The sequence below is a fragment of the Capsulimonas sp. genome (assembly GCF_039929585.1).
Lineage (GTDB): Bacteria > Armatimonadota > Armatimonadia > Armatimonadales > Capsulimonadaceae > Capsulimonas.
Map to the genome: position 1 here is coordinate 17,111 of NZ_JBDSQY010000103.1, position 14,433 is coordinate 31,543.

At 59.5% G+C, this 14,433-nt stretch carries 13 protein-coding genes; 9 read left to right on the forward strand and 4 right to left on the reverse strand.

Going from position 1 to position 14,433, the window contains the following annotated elements; all coding sequences use genetic code 11:
• Positions 1-5: 5 nt before the first annotated feature.
• Both ABIZ35_RS07390 and ABIZ35_RS07395 read left to right on the forward strand, forming a co-directional pair.
• The gene (locus tag ABIZ35_RS07390; protein WP_348219238.1) at positions 6-659 is read left to right on the forward strand and encodes a hypothetical protein; all 654 of its coding nucleotides are present in this window, start codon (positions 6-8) and stop codon (positions 657-659) included.
• Between the two features lie 119 nt (positions 660-778).
• On the forward strand, positions 779-3,217 hold the full coding sequence (locus ABIZ35_RS07395; protein WP_348219239.1) for a diguanylate cyclase: 2,439 nt from the start codon (positions 779-781) through the stop codon (positions 3,215-3,217).
• Here ABIZ35_RS07395 and ABIZ35_RS07400 read toward each other — a convergent pair.
• Positions 3,214-4,305 carry a substrate-binding domain-containing protein gene (locus ABIZ35_RS07400; RefSeq protein ID WP_348219240.1) on the reverse strand — a complete coding sequence of 364 codons (1,092 nt, stop codon included), beginning with the start codon at positions 4,303-4,305 and terminating at the stop codon, positions 3,214-3,216. The genes ABIZ35_RS07395 and ABIZ35_RS07400 overlap by 4 nt on opposite strands.
• Positions 4,306-4,475: 170 nt before the next feature.
• Positions 4,476-5,573 (reverse strand): substrate-binding domain-containing protein, encoded by a 1,098-nt coding sequence (locus ABIZ35_RS07405; protein WP_348219241.1) that lies wholly within the window; start codon positions 5,571-5,573, stop codon positions 4,476-4,478.
• Positions 5,574-5,993: 420 nt separating this feature from the next.
• On the opposite strand from ABIZ35_RS07405, the gene ABIZ35_RS07410 reads away from it, so the two are divergent.
• Together ABIZ35_RS07410 and ABIZ35_RS07415 are read left to right on the forward strand one after the other, a co-directional pair.
• A complete protein-coding gene (locus ABIZ35_RS07410; RefSeq protein ID WP_348219242.1) occupies positions 5,994-7,031 on the forward strand; it encodes a UDP-glucose--hexose-1-phosphate uridylyltransferase in 1,038 nt (345 codons plus the stop codon).
• Positions 7,032-7,250: 219 nt separating this feature from the next.
• Positions 7,251-9,728 (forward strand): beta-L-arabinofuranosidase domain-containing protein, encoded by a 2,478-nt coding sequence (locus ABIZ35_RS07415; RefSeq protein ID WP_348219243.1) that lies wholly within the window; start codon positions 7,251-7,253, stop codon positions 9,726-9,728.
• Between the two features lie 58 nt (positions 9,729-9,786).
• On the opposite strand, the gene ABIZ35_RS07420 is transcribed toward ABIZ35_RS07415, so the two are convergent.
• Positions 9,787-10,599 (reverse strand): AraC family transcriptional regulator, encoded by an 813-nt coding sequence (locus ABIZ35_RS07420; protein WP_348219244.1) that lies wholly within the window; start codon positions 10,597-10,599, stop codon positions 9,787-9,789.
• A 138-nt stretch (positions 10,600-10,737) separates the two neighbouring features.
• On the opposite strand from ABIZ35_RS07420, the gene ABIZ35_RS07425 reads away from it, so the two are divergent.
• The 4 genes from ABIZ35_RS07425 to ABIZ35_RS07440 are packed head-to-tail and all read left to right on the forward strand — an operon-like array spanning position 10,738 to position 13,271.
• On the forward strand, positions 10,738-11,331 hold the full coding sequence (locus tag ABIZ35_RS07425) for a hypothetical protein (protein ID WP_348219245.1): 594 nt from the start codon (positions 10,738-10,740) through the stop codon (positions 11,329-11,331).
• A gap of 15 nt (positions 11,332-11,346) precedes the next feature.
• Positions 11,347-11,667, forward strand: a complete 321-nt coding sequence (locus ABIZ35_RS07430) for a hypothetical protein (RefSeq protein WP_348219246.1) — start codon at positions 11,347-11,349, stop codon at positions 11,665-11,667.
• On the forward strand, positions 11,660-12,013 hold the full coding sequence (locus tag ABIZ35_RS07435) for a hypothetical protein (RefSeq protein WP_348219247.1): 354 nt from the start codon (positions 11,660-11,662) through the stop codon (positions 12,011-12,013). The genes ABIZ35_RS07430 and ABIZ35_RS07435 overlap by 8 nt, the downstream gene beginning before the upstream one ends.
• A 7-nt stretch (positions 12,014-12,020) precedes the next feature.
• Entirely contained in the window at positions 12,021-13,271 is a 1,251-nt protein-coding gene (locus tag ABIZ35_RS07440; RefSeq protein ID WP_348219248.1) for an AI-2E family transporter, read from the forward strand.
• 13 nt (positions 13,272-13,284) lie between these two features.
• On the opposite strand, the gene ABIZ35_RS07445 is transcribed toward ABIZ35_RS07440, so the two are convergent.
• Positions 13,285-14,001, reverse strand: coding sequence for an NADPH-dependent F420 reductase (locus tag ABIZ35_RS07445; protein WP_348219249.1), 717 nt, complete (start codon positions 13,999-14,001; stop codon positions 13,285-13,287).
• Positions 14,002-14,031: 30 nt separating this feature from the next.
• On the opposite strand from ABIZ35_RS07445, the gene ABIZ35_RS07450 reads away from it, so the two are divergent.
• Complete coding sequence (locus ABIZ35_RS07450; protein WP_348219250.1) at positions 14,032-14,412, forward strand: helix-turn-helix domain-containing protein; 381 nt, start codon at positions 14,032-14,034, stop codon at positions 14,410-14,412.
• Positions 14,413-14,433 lie beyond the last annotated feature (21 nt).

Here is a 14,433-nt window from a genome sequence, read left to right on the forward strand (position 1 = left end):
CCACGATGTCAATCAACTTGCAAAATGAATGGGCCACATTCTGGGCGACGCTGGGGCTGGATCGGCGCCTTGAAGATGAGTACTATACGATCATCGCCACGCATATGAGCGAAGCGCATCGATTCTACCATAATCTGGCGCACGTGCAGGCGCTGCTGCTCGACTATCAGAACGTACTGCCTCTGGTGCGCGATCCGGCGGCGTTCCAGTGGAAGATCTGGTTTCACGATCTGATCTATATTCCCGGCGCGCCGGACAATGAACGTCAAAGCGCCGAAATCGCCCGGCGGCTGGCGCGGGAAGCGGGATTAGGTGAAACCTTCGGCGCGGATGTGTTTGATGGGATTATGGCGACCAAGACACACGCTGCATCGAGCGAAGACGACCGACTCCTCGTCACGCTGGATCTCGCAATCTTAGGCGCCTCTGAAGAGCGTTTCGACCAGTACGAGCGGCAGGTCGCCAGTGAGTTTTTGACCAATCCCAGCATCTCGCTTGAGGCTTACCGCGAAGGCCGGCTCGCATGGGCGCAGGCGTTTGAACGGCGCGAACCGATCTATCCCCATTCCTATGGGCAGGAAGCGTTGGAAGCGCCGGCGCACGCCAATCTGAAGCGCTCTATCGCGCGCCTGGAGCAGAATATTGTAATCCAATTGTAACACCACTTTGAACAATTTTACTGTATAATGGCTCCAGAGGTAACCAGAGAGGCTATCAAGATATCCGCAGTCAAAGCCGACAATATTGAAAGCGACTGCGTTAGAAATGTAAGAACGACATGATGACACTGCCGATGCCCGAGAACGAAACGGAGCGATTGAAGTGGCTGCACGAAAGCCGCATTCTCGACACGCCTCCTGAAGATCTCTTCGATGAAGTGACGTGTATGGCCGCCGACCTTTGCGGCGCCCCTGTCGCCGCCATCATTTTGATCGACGCCGAGCGGCAGTGGTTCAAGTCGATCGTCGGATACGATGTGCGGGAAACGCCCCGCGACGCCGCTTTCTGCGCCCACACCATTCTCCAGTCGGACATATTGATCGTTCCCGATGCGCGCCACGACGAACGGTTCGCACAAAATCCGTTTGTCATCGGCGCCCCCAGCGTACGTTTCTACGCCGGCGCTCCCCTAATCACCTCCGAAGGCTACGCCCTGGGCTCCCTCTGTATCCTCGACCTAAAACCACGCAGCTTGACGGCGGAGCAGCAGGTTATTCTTCGCATGCTCGCGCGGCAAGTCGCATCGCGCATCGAGCTTCAGCGCCAGCTGATCGTGCAGCAGCAGTTGATTGACGAAAGCTCCAGCGCGCAAGCCTCTCTCAAGCAAAGCGAAGAGCGTTTGAAGGAAGCGCAAAGCCTCGCGCAGATGGGAAGCTGGGAGTTCGAAATCGCCACTCGCCGTATTTCCTGGTCGGACGAGCTATTCCATCTTCTGGAGCTGGCCCCCTCGGACGGGGAGCCGTCGATAGAGAGGCTGCGAACATTTTATCATCCCGACGACGCCGTCATGCAGGCGGAGATCGCGGGTCGATCCATCGAGACCGGAGAGCCGTTTGAGTTCGATATCCGTGTGATGAGGCGTGATGGTTCTTTGCGATGGATGCACTCCATGGGCCGCGCCGTACGCGGCGCTGATGGGTCCGTGCATCGGCTGGTCGGTACGCTGATGAATATCCACGAACGACGCATGGCGGACGATGCCCTGCGTGAAAGCGAAAACCGTCTGAGCATGGTCCTGGAAAAAGGACGCTTCAGCGCCTGGCGACTCGATCTTGCTTCGAATGAGTTCATCGGCGCGAACGCTCCGGCGAAGGCGCTGTTTGGCCTGTCTCCAGACGCGGCATTCACAAGAGCCGATTATCTTGGAGCTGTCCATCCCGACGACCGCGCCTACGTGCAGGAATCGATGCAGGCGACTCTGGAGGCGGCGCGTTATACAGAGGCGGAGTTTCGGGTGGTTTGGCCGGACGGAAGCATCCACTGGCTCAGCGCCCGCGGAAGCGCCATCTTCGGCGACGACGGGCAGCCGGTCGGCGTCAGCGGCGTCATGCACGATATCACCGATCGGAAATGGGCGGAAGCCCAGCGCGAGCAGGCGCTGCGCGAGGCGGAAGAGCGCGCGGACCGCGATCCGCTGACCGGCCTCTGGAACCACCGCGCGTTCCACAAGCGGCTGGAGGAAGAAGCCGCGCGCAGCGAGCGCGACGGCGGCGCACTGACAGTGGCGATGATCGACGTCGACAACTTCCAGTTCTTCAACGACGCATACGGGCACGTGATCGGCGATGACGTTCTGCGCGCGGTTGGGGCTCGACTGCAATCGATGTGCCGCCCATACGACACCATCGCACGCTTCGGCGGCGACGAGTTCGTCCTGATTCTTCCCGCTGCCGAGACCACATCGCGCATCGAAATCGAGCGGCGGCTTCAGGACGGCCTTCGCGGCCTTGCCTACACGCCGGCCGGTTCGGAGATCTCAGTCCCCATCAGCGCCACCATCGGCGTCTCCACCTTTGCGCGCGAGAGCTCGGACCGCCACGAAGTCATTCGTCTGGCGGACGAACGCCTGCGGCGCGCCAAGACAGGGGCGGAAGTGGAAACAGAAGCGGACCAGGTCCGGGCGACGATGACCACAACTCTGGAAGGTTTTTCCATGCTCGACGCCCTGGTGACGGCGGTGGATAACAAGGACCGTTACACGCGGCGGCACTCCGAGGACGTGATGGCTTACTGCCTCACGATCGCGCGCGCGATGGGGATGTCGGAGGAAGAGCAGACAACGATTGGGGTCGCAGCGTTGCTGCACGATGTCGGCAAGATCGGCGTGCCGGACGCCGTGCTGCGCAAGCCCGGCCGGCTGACGGATTTTGAATACGAAGCTATCCAGCATCATCCGCAGATGGGCGCCGCCATCGTCTCCACGGTCGCGGGCCTGGAAGCGGCGCTGGACGCCGTGCGGCACCATCACGAGCGCTGGGACGGCGACGGCTACCCCAGCGGCCTGAGCGGAACGGACATCCCTCTCATCGCCCGTATGATGGCCGTGGCCGACGCCTTCAGCGCTATGACCACCGACCGCCCCTATCGTCTGGGGATGCCGCCCGCCAAGGCGCTCTCGATCCTGGAAAACGGCGCCGGCTCGCAGTGGGACCCGAGCTGCGTCCGTGTCTTCCTGCAATCGTTCGCCGCGGAATGTGAACGCAGCCGGGCGGCCTAGACCGGGCCCGTGCTCTCACCCACGAGCAGAGAGGGCGCGAGCAGTTCCTGCCGCTCTTCTTTCTCCCACAGCAATTCAATGGCGCGGCGCGCAAGGTCCGTGATGGGATGCGCAACGCTGGTCAGCGTAGGATGCGTAAACCGACTGGGGCGCACGCCCTCAAACCCGAGCACCGACAGATCCTTGGGGATTTCTATCCGGCGCTCCGCGCACCACTTGAGTACGGCCCACGCGCCAGGGTCGGAGACTGTAAAGATGGCGGTCGGCTTTGGAGCGCCGGACCAGACATCATCCATCACGGCGGTCGCGGCGTCGAAGGAGCTGTCTCCCAGCTTCGTTCCGCACAGCGCCACCCGAGACTCCGACAGCCCACGCGCTCGAATGAGCCGTTCAAACGTTTCAATCTTGATTTGAACGGATTCTACTTCGGCCGGCTCATTGACGAGAAGAACGATCCGTCGATGCCCAAGCTCCGTCAGATGGCTCACGCCCAACTCGATCGCCAGCGTGTTGTCCGTTCCGACATACGAGCCGCGAAAGCCCGGCTGAATCGCATCGACAATGACGGTATGGTAGCCGCGGTCGTGAAGAGCGCGGTAAAGCTGCCCCGTAAACCCCTCGGTCTCCCCCAGAATGATGATCCTCTGCAGGTGCGGCGGCAGCTGGACCCGCTCGAACGCCTGGGAGATCTGCTCCCCGTTGTGCGTGTAATACGGCTGAATCTGCAAGCCTCGCTTCGACGCCTCGGCGGCGCAGGCTTGCAATAACTCACTTTGGAAATCGGAATTGTACTGGTGAACGAACACCCCCAGCGTAGTCGCGGCCATCTTTTTGGTGACCGATGTCCCAAGCGCCGCGCGCCGCACCAGCAATCCTTCGCGGGTGAGCTCCGCCAGCGCCTTGCGCACAGTGGCGCGCGACACGTCCAGCTTCTCCATCAGCAGCGCTTCGGTCCAGAACGCTTGACCATCTTCGCAATGGTTCTCAATAATCTCCCGCAGCGTTCCGCGCACCTGCATGTGCAGCGGCATGCCCCGGTCCCGGCTAATCAGAACGCGGTCCAGCAGATCGGTCGACGGATAATTCATATGTTCACTTAAGCACAATCTCGATTCATTATAGCGCTCTGTTGCTTGTGTGTCAAATACGATCAAAAGGCGTCGATTTGCAGACAATCCACGCCAAACATCGGTACAAAAAGCCCCGCCTATGGAACATCCATTGGCGGGGCAAGTCTTCAGTCTGCATCAAGGAGAAGCTACGAAGAGGGAGCGCCCGTGGACTCGCCCTTCACGAACTGCGGCGGCAGAAACTCTTGACGCGTTTCCCGCTCCCACAGCAGTTCAATCGCGCGGCGCGCAAGGTCCGTGATGGGATGTGCGACGCTGGTGAGGGCCGGATGAGTAAACCGGCTGGGCCGCACGCCTTCGAAGCCGAGCACCGAAAGATCCTTGGGAACGTCGATCCGGCGGCCGGCGCACCATTTCAGCACAGCCCACGCGCCGGGATCGGACAGAGTAAAGATCGCGGTGGGTCGGGGCTCCTGAAGCCAGACCTTGTCCATCGATTGATAAGCGGCGTCGAATGAGCTTTCGCCTAGAAGAGTCCCGCAGTGAAACACATGGCTGTCGGTCAAGCCCTCATCACGGCAGATCTGCTCGAATGTATGGATCTTGATCTGGACGGATTCGACAGACGCCGGCTCGTTTACCAGCAGCGTGATGCGCCGATGCCCCAGTGAACGCAGATGGGCCATTCCCATATGAACGACCTGCACGTTGTCGGTCCCGACATAGGCGCCCCGGAATCCAGGGACGATCGAGTCGATGACGATCGCGCGATAGCCGCATTCCTCCAGCGCCTTGTACAGCTGCCCGGTGAAACCCGCCGTCTCTCCGATAATGACCAGACGCTGCTGATGCGGGGGCAATTTCACTCGTTCGAACGCGGACGAGACTTGATCGCCGTTGTGCGTATAGTAGGGCAGCATTTGCAGGCCGCGCTTGCGGCATTCGTCGGCGCAGGCTTGCAGAAGCTCGCTTTGATAATCCGAGTTATACTGGTGAACGAAAACGCCAAGCGTGTTCGCGACCATCTTTTTACTGACCGTCGTACCGAGCGCCGCCTTGCGCACGAGCAGCCCTTCCCGGGTTAAATCCGCCAGCGCCTTACGCACGGTGGCGCGCGATACGTTCAGTTTGTCCATCAGCATCGTTTCGGTCCAAAACGCCTGACCGTCCACGCACTGATTTTCAATAATATCCCGCAGCACTCCCCGCACCTGCATGTGCAGCGGCGCGCCCCGGTCTTTGCTGATGAGCACACGATCTAATAATTCGGTCGAAGGTTGAGACATAGAGGCCCGTCTAAATTTGACTACAATTGAATATCGACTGGCGAGGCCCACGATTGGGAAGCATATACGTAGCCCGGAATTCAAAAACTATGAAAGAGAAAACGTGAACATTCTCTTATGGCGACGCATTCCGTTACAGTATTCTTGTTATACCATACGCGCCATGAGATCGCTCACTTTCCATCCTGTGAGACCCCGCATTGAATCGTATGGATTACCCTCGCCATCGCTAGCACCTGGATTGGAGACACAAACAGCAAAAAGTTGCTGTTTTGCACCCTAAATATAAATTCGAAACGTTTACCTGGGGTCTTTTTGCGATTATTGACCGTTTCATGTCACAATAAGGGAGTGATTTCGGCTGGGACACAATCGCGCCCGCCGGGTCAAAACGATCAATCTCGAATTCGAAGGACTGCCATGACGCTACGCACAGATATTCCTCATCGGCGGTTAAACGCTTTGACCGGCGAATGGGTCCTTGTCTCGCCCCACCGCACGCTGCGCCCCTGGCAGGGGAAGCAGGAAACAGCGGCGCGCGAGCAGCGTCCCTCGTACGATCCTAAATGCTACCTTTGCGCCGGTAACGAGCGCGCCGGCGGCGAGACGAACCCTGCCTACAAGGGCGCGTTTGTCTTCCAAAACGACTATGCGGCGCTGATGCCGCAGCCTCATGATCCCGACACAAGCACGGACACTCTGTTCCACACTCAGGCGGTTTCCGGCGAATGCCGCGTGATCTGCTTCTCGCCGCGCCATGACTGGACGCTGCCCGTGATGCCGGTGGACGCCATCCGGAGCGTCGTGGATGTCTGGGCGGCGCAGACCGAAGAGCTTGGCGCAAAATACCGATGGGTGCAGGTCTTTGAAAACAAGGGCGAGATCATGGGATGCTCCAATCCCCACCCGCACGGCCAAATTTGGGCGAGCGACTTTCTGCCCAATGAAGCCGCCATGGAAGACAAGACGCAGCGCGCGTATCGCCAAACGCACGAGGCGCCTTTGCTTGTGGACTATCTCGACGGCGAGATCAAAGACGGATCGCGCATTGTCGCGCAGAACGACCACTGGGTCGCCCTGATCCCCTTCTGGGCCGTATGGCCCTATGAGACGCTGCTGCTGCCGCGCCGCCACGTGCTGCGTCTGCCGGACCTGACGGACGCCGAGCGAGATGGCCTCGCAGACATTCTGAAGCGGATGCTTTCCCGTTACGACAATCTCTTTGAAGTCTCGTTCCCCTACTCCATGGGCTGGCACGGCGCGCCGACCGCCACCGAGGACGACCAATCGCACTGGCAGCTGCACGCGCACTTCTACCCGCCGCTGCTGCGATCGGCGACCGTGAAGAAGTTCATGGTCGGCTACGAGATGCTGGCCGAAGCCCAGCGCGATCTGACCGCCGAGCAGGCCGCGCAAACGCTGGCCGCTCTGCCCGACCGGCACTATACGGAGCGCTAAGAACGCCCTAAAAAGGGACTTTGCAGGACAATTCCGCGAAGTCCCCGCGTCCATGTCACGATTGTTACGAACAAGTGTGCTTGTGTTCTATGGACTCCTCCCACGCCTCAATGATATAATTTTCAGGTGACGAACGCCCCAAAACAGGCATTCGTCCCGTCGCCACCGTCGCAGCTTAATCCGACCAGAACTACCGGCGACGCGCAAAGGAGTTATTCATTGAAGCGTAGGGATTTTCTCAAATTGGGCCTGGCCACCGCCGGCGGCGCGGCGCTCGCCGGATATAGTTCGAAGGACACTCAGTCCGCCACGAACGGCGTGAAGAGCGTCGCGGTCGCGGGCACCGATCAGGCCGGCGGCTTCTACACGCCGAACCGCGCCCCCCTTGCCCCATCCGTGTTTCTGAAACTTCCCGTGGGCGCCGTGAAGCCCAGGGGATGGCTGCGCCATCAGCTCGATCTGGAAGTCAACGGCGTTTGCGGCCGTTACCCCGAAGTCTCCGATTTCCTAAAATATGAAGGCAACGGCTGGGTAGATCCCAATGCGGATGACGGATGGGAAGAAGTGACATACTGGCTGCGTGGACTGGCCGATCTCGGCTATGTGACTGGCGACGCTCGTGTGACAGCCCTCGCCAACAAGTGGATCACGGGCATGATCGCAAGCCAGCAGCCCGACGGGTGGTTCGGCCCACGCCGCGCCCGCACCGGTCTGGACGGCGATCCGGACTTCTGGCCGCATATGCCCGCGCTCTATGCGATCCGGTCGTATCACGAAGTGACCGGCGATCCCAAAGTCATCCCATTTCTGACGAAGTTCTTCCAGTTCCAAAGCAAACAGCGCCCCGAAACATTCGGCAAAAGCTGGGCCGGAGTGCGCTGGGGCGATAACATCGACAGCATCTACTGGCTCTACAATCGCACCGGCGACGCCTTCCTGATCGATCTGGTCAAGATGATCCACGAGCGTTCGGCGGATTGGACAAATACCATCGCCAGCCTGCACAACGTTAACTTCGCGCAGGGCTTCCGCGAGCCGGCCCAATACGGCGTCATTGCCCAAGACGGCAAGTTTCTCAGCGCCACCAAGCAGCGCTATGCTGAAGTCATGGGTGAGTTCGGCCAGATGGCCGGCGGCGGCTTCGCCGGCGACGAAAACGCGCGCCATGGCTACGGCGATCCGCGCCAGGGCTTCGAAACCTGCGGCATCGCCGAGTACATGCTGAGCTTCCAGATATTGACCCGGCAGACCGGCGAGCCAATCTGGATGGACCGCTGCGAGGAGTTGGCGTTCAATATGCTGCCGGCTTCGTACGATCCCGAGCAGAAGTCGCTGCACTATATCACCACAATGAACTGCGTGCAGATCGACAACGACAACAAAACACATCAGCAGTACCAGAACAACTTCGCCATGCTCGCCTTCCAGCCGGGCGTGCACAACTATCGCTGCTGCCCACACAACTACGGCATGGCGTGGCCGTATTACGCGGAGAACCTCTGGCATGCGACCGCAGACAAGGGCCTCGCCGCCAACCTGTACGCGGCGTCCGACGTGACGGCGAAGGTCGGCGATGGAACCTCGATCACAATCGCGCAGACGACCGAGTATCCCTTCGGCGACACGATCCATCTGGCGATCAAGTCTCCCAAGACCGTCTCGTTCCCGCTCTACCTGCGCATTCCGCGCTGGTGCTCGAACGCGACTGTTCGAGTGAACGGCAAGCCGCTCGCCGCCAAGGCCGCTCCCAATTCCTACCTGATCGTCGACCGCGAATGGAAAAACAACGACACGGTGGCGCTGCATCTGCCGATGAAAGTCAGTGTACGCACCTGGACCAAGAACAAGAACTCCGTCTCCGTCGATCGCGGCCCAATCACCTACTCGCTGGCCATCGGCGAGCAGTGGGAAAAGTACGCCGGAACCGATCAGTGGCCGGAATACTCCGTCCTGCCGCAAACGCCGTGGAACTATGGTCTCGTTCTGGACAAATCCAATCCAGCGCATTCCTTCGATGTGGCCCAGAAAGGCGGCCCCGTCGCCGCGAACCCATTCACACACGAAACATCGCCCATCCATCTGCGGGTCAAGGCGAAGAAGATCCCAAACTGGATCGCGGACTCGGAAAAGGTCGTCACTCCGCTGCAAATGAGCCCGGTCAAATCTGAGGAGCCAACCGAGACGGTGACACTGATCCCCATGGCCGCCGCGCGCCTGCGGATCACGTCCTTCCCAACCATCGGCGGCGGCGCGGACGCCCATGAATGGCTCACCCCTGTCCTCCCCGATACGATCGCCTCCGCATCGCACGTCAACGACAGCCTCGACGCGCTGAGCGACAACATGGAGCCGAAGCAGTCCTATGACATGGGCGTTCCGCGCTTTACCTGGTGGGACCACACCGGAACCCAGGAGTGGGCGCAGTACGATTTCAGAAAGCCGAAGACGATCTCCACCGCCTCGGCCTACTGGTTCGACGACACCGGCCATGGCGAGTGCCGCGTTCCCAAATCCTGGCGCCTGCTCTACAAGGACGGCGCAAGCTGGAAACCCGTCACCGGCGCCTCCGCTTATGGAGTCGCGCCCGACAAATACAATACGGTCACATTCACCCCTATCACGACCAGCGCCCTGCGCCTCGAAGTCCAACTTCAAGACAAAGTCTCCGGCGGGCTTCTAGAATGGAAGGTGGGATAAGAGGGGACTGCAGCCGAAAAATAAAACCGCCGGCGATTGCGCGTTCACAATCGAACGTTCAATCGCCGGCGTTTCTGTGTGATATCTGCCGATAATCCCGGGGCGAGGATCCATTGCGCTGACGAAAGATGCGGCTGAAGTGCTCTGGACTGCTGAAGCCGCACTCCTGCGCGATCGTATCCACGGTCGCCGAGTTTGTCTGGAGCAGGAACATCGCCTGCCGAATGCGGGAAGCGATCAAATCATCAATCGGGCTGACCCCATAGAATCGGCTGTACAGAGCCGTGAAGCGCGACGTGCTGAGGTTCGCAAGCGCCGCCATCTCCGCAACTGTCCACCGTCGCGCGAGATCCGAATGCGCCGTAGCCCGGGCATTCCGGATTCCCTCCTGGAGTTCGTCCTGATACGGCGTGAGCGAAGTAATATGGCGCTTGAGGATGGTGCGTCCCAGCGACAAAAAGAATTCCTCGGTCTTCGCGGCGACAGATTCCTCCCAATATGGCTCACGGTACAGCTGTTCGTGCCGGACCGACTGAAGAAACGGCGTAAGTTCTCCCAAAGAACCGATGTGCATGACCGTGTTCTGTGGGATGTGATAGCGCTGGATCATGTCCTCCATGCCGTCTCCCAGGCAGTGCAGCCATGAGTGATCGATTCGATCCTCGGGACAGTGATAGTATTGTGGAAACTTCGGCGTGTACACGATTGTGGCGTTCGAACTGACCGTCTGGAGACCATCCTTGTCGCGGACGACGACCGGACTGATAAAGTGCAGCAGAACATAATCTCCGCTTCCAAATGGCCGATCGATTTGGAAGTCCCGGTCATGCCGAACGCGGATCCCGCAATTCTTGATGGTGATCGCCGCCAAATTTGCCTAACTCCTCGAACCTTTCCATTTCAATGGTTCATAATTCGCCATCACAATATACAATGAGGCGTACCCCATGTCAATCGCCACGTTGACAATGCGTGCGGGAAATGCTAGAATCCCGTTGAGAAATTTCCTATGCCCGCTCCCACAAAACCCAACACAAAACGCCCCGCCGACCAGCCGATCATCAACGAACAAGCGGACCGATTGCTCGGACGAATCATTCTGCGCTACGGCATTGCGGTATTCGCCCTGCTGTTTCTGACACCGTTGCTGATGGCGCAGTTCAACAATGAGCACAGTCCCTACTGGAAGTGGCACAAAGTCATCGATTTCGTGTCGATGCTGCCGGTGTTCGCTTTCTTTTTTCTGGGAGTGAGCAAGCTCTTCGGCGCGCGGCTCAAGATGGGCCGCGATTTCGTGGAGCGCGGCGCCTGGCGCGAAGCCGTCGCGGCGCTCGATCCATTCGAAGGAGCGACTCAGCGATTTTTGGACAGCACGGGCGAGGCGCATTATTTACTGTCGAAAGCCTACGCCGGCGCCGGCGATAAAGCAAAGGCCGAGCGGACGCGGCAGTTCGTGCTCAAGAACCGCCCTGGCCCCTGGGCCGATAAGCTGCGCGATCCCGCGCCGATCTCCATCGGCGCGCTGAAGACGGCGACGCGGCAGGAAAAGCCGATGGAAAAGAGCGTGAGCGGCGTGAAAGGCAAACGGAAACGCCGTTTTTAGGTGTACAATATTCCCATGGATATCACGGAACGATATACGACGCGCGGCGGCAAGCAGTACCTGATCCGCCTATCTTACAATGAGCGGATCAAGGATACCGACGGGATCACCAGCTTTATCAAGAATCTGGAAGTGTTGGACTCGGACACCAATGAGTCCATCTCCGTGCCGGTAAACTCCTCCCGTTTCTCGACTTACGAGCGCTTCAAGACCTTTGGCGGCTACACGACGATCAACTACTTTGGCGTACGCGACACGGCCATCGAAGCCCTGCGCCTGAAGGTGCTGACGCGGGTCGAAGACCACCTGGAAAATCTGACGCCTGCTTATGTCTAGCCAGCCCACAGACCCGTCGTTCATCGAACAGACGATCACCTTAGGACAGACGCTCAAGGACTTCGCTGATCGCGATCCGAGCGGCGTTCCCTCCAGCACCGCCGCCCTCGTCTTCGCGGAGTGGCTCACGATCGCCGGCCCGCTCAGCCGAAAGCCTCTGTACTTTAACGATGTCGCGGCGAATTACGTCGTTCAGGACAATTCCAACCGGAATTTGTTTGATCTGTTCGAACTCTTAGGAACCCATATCATTATTGAAGAGGAAGAGCTGGAGGAAGAGGATCTCGGTCCGCGCACCTTCATCGGCCTTCCCATGATCGGCGGGAGCGGCGACAAGTCCTCCTGAGAATGGCTTGCTCGCTTTGCTTCCCCCCATCCCATCGTTCGATCAGAGAAAAGTCGTTTCCCTCTTCACGATTCTTGCCTATCTGGGCGCCATCGCCGTCGTCCTCTGGCTGCTCTTCGCCCTGCGCGCCCTGATCCCCCCCTTCCTGGTGGCGACCATCTTCGCTATGACTCTGATTCCCGAAGTAGACCGCATGGAGCGGCGCGGATACCGCCGGGGCCTGGCGATCGCGATCATCTACATCCTGTTTCTGGGCGTGTGCGCGCTGATTGTCCGAAGCTTAAATCAGCTCGCCAGCGGGCAGATGTCCCAGCTGATCAACCTGCTGCCCAAGGAAGTCCTTCACGGGAATCCTCAGGAAGTCGCGGCGTACGTCTCCCAGGTGATGAAACACCACCATGTGCCGGAAGTCCTGCGCAACCCGGTGGTCGATCAGGCGAAGCATCTCCCCGAACTCCTTGGCAAGGGGATGACCTGGATGCGCGACAATCTGCCCGCATGGGCGGAGAATCTGGTCTGGGTCGTGATCGTGCCGATCATGACCTTCTTTCTGCTGCTGGATTTCCATAAGATCCTGGGCAAACTGCTGATCCTGGCGCCGCGCGAGCGGCGTGACGATATTCTGACCATCGTCACGGAAGTGATCGCCGTGTTCGGCAACTATGTGCGCGGCATGATGCTGGTGATGCTGCTGGACATTACCATCATCTATATCGTGCTCCGAGTGGCCGGGCTCACGGATTACGCGCTTTCCCTCGCAGTCACCGCCGGCATTCTCTATACGATTCCCTACTTCGGCGCGTTCGTTTCCACACTGATGATCGGCGGCGTCGCACTGATCGCGCATGGGCCCACTTCCGCGCTGATCGTCACCGCCGTGATGATCCTGATCCATCAGGTGGTCTTCGACAATATCGTCGCCCCCCGCATCATCGGCGGCAGCGTCAACCTGCACCCACTGCTGACACTGGGGGCGCTGATGGCGGGCGGCACGCTGATGGGCATCCCCGGCACGCTGCTCGCAGTCCCGATCGCCGCCGCGCTCCAGGTCGTGCTGGTGCATATCTTCCCACAGCTCAAAACCGACGTCGTCTCCATCCGGCGCGCGGAGCGGGTCGTCAAGGCGTCCATCTCCACGGAGACCGAGCAGAACAAGCCCGAATCGCGAAAAAGCAGCGACGGCCCCGCCATGGTTCAGGAAGAAAAAGACGCGAAAAGCGAAGCACAGGAACCTCCTTCGATTTTGCCTCAGACTTAAACCGCGCTCTAACCTATCGACGCAAAAGCTTGATCGATAGGTCCGTAAACTCTCCCGGCCTCCATTCGCGCGCCATCCCTTGAAACACGCCCAAATAAAGCACCAGCGCGGCGGCGGGCTCCACAAGACGCGCATTTTGCAGCGGCCCCGAGTCGATCGGCTCCAGCCCAATGTCCGAAATCAGCTCCCGCACCACAACCTTCGCTTCTGCGTCATCTCCACAATAAAAGGCCGAGGGAAGATCATCCCCGAACTTCGTCGATCCGGACTCCAGAATTCCGGCGAAGATATTGAGAAACGCTTCCACAACGCGCGCCTTTGGGACGATTTTGGCGACTTCTTCCGCGCCGGAGGTCGTCGTGCCGATCTCCAATCCGCGATAATCCGGGGTCAATGGGTTGACACAGCTGATTAAGATTTTATCTTCCAGCGGACCGGCGGCCTCCAGCGCTACGCGGACGGCGCCCCATGGAACGGCAAGCAGCACGACATCTCCAAAGGCGACGGCCTCCGCCGGAGAGCCGACGGTCGCCGTCGCCCCTGCCTTTTTCGCAGCCCGTTGGATCTGATCGGGATTGCGCGAGAAGCTGAACATCACTTCGTGGCCTTGCCGGGCGAAGGCGGCGCCCAACGCTCCGCCCATATTGCCCACTCCGATGATTCCGATCTTCATACTCTTGGTTCTCCTGTCACTCTTTACCGTTGGCCTATTGTGCGATAGTATTGACAAATTGACAAGTACGCACTATAAAGTAAGCACATGGATAACCGTAAACTTCTCTTCAATTGTCCAGTCGAAGCCGCGCTGGAGGCGATCGGCGGCAAATGGAAGCCCGTGATCGTATGGCATCTCAGCCAGCACGACTTTCGATCGGGGGAACTGCGGCGAGCCATTCCGCGCGTCACCGAAAAAGTGATGATCGAACAGCTGCGCCAGCTCGAACGCAGCGGCGTGGTGGCGCGCCAGGTAACCGAGACAATCCCGCCCGCCGTGACTTATTCGCTGACGGAGCATGGGCGGCGTCTCAAGGATGCAATCGGCGCCGTGAGCGACTGGGGTCTGCATCACGCCGAAGTCATTGGCGCGCGGATATTAATCATCGACCAATCCTGCGACGCCCCCCGCGAATCTCACAGCTAATCGGCGCCCAACCAGCCGGCC

Excerpts from the sequence above, each read along its gene's own strand:
- ABIZ35_RS07395 (WP_348219239.1), top strand. The coding sequence starts at position 779 with ATGATGACACTGCCGATGCCCGAGAACGAAACGGAGCGATTGAAGTGG.
- ABIZ35_RS07410 (WP_348219242.1), top strand. The coding sequence starts at position 5,994 with ATGACGCTACGCACAGATATTCCTCATCGGCGGTTAAACGCTTTGACC.
- ABIZ35_RS07430 (WP_348219246.1), top strand. The coding sequence starts at position 11,347 with ATGGATATCACGGAACGATATACGACGCGCGGCGGCAAGCAGTACCTG.
- ABIZ35_RS07450 (WP_348219250.1), top strand. The coding sequence starts at position 14,032 with ATGGATAACCGTAAACTTCTCTTCAATTGTCCAGTCGAAGCCGCGCTG.
- ABIZ35_RS07425 (WP_348219245.1), top strand. The coding sequence starts at position 10,738 with ATGCCCGCTCCCACAAAACCCAACACAAAACGCCCCGCCGACCAGCCG.
- ABIZ35_RS07390 (WP_348219238.1), top strand. The coding sequence starts at position 6 with ATGTCAATCAACTTGCAAAATGAATGGGCCACATTCTGGGCGACGCTG.
- ABIZ35_RS07435 (WP_348219247.1), top strand. The coding sequence starts at position 11,660 with ATGTCTAGCCAGCCCACAGACCCGTCGTTCATCGAACAGACGATCACC.
- ABIZ35_RS07405 (WP_348219241.1), bottom strand. The coding sequence starts at position 5,573 with ATGTCTCAACCTTCGACCGAATTATTAGATCGTGTGCTCATCAGCAAA.
- ABIZ35_RS07400 (WP_348219240.1), bottom strand. The coding sequence starts at position 4,305 with ATGAATTATCCGTCGACCGATCTGCTGGACCGCGTTCTGATTAGCCGG.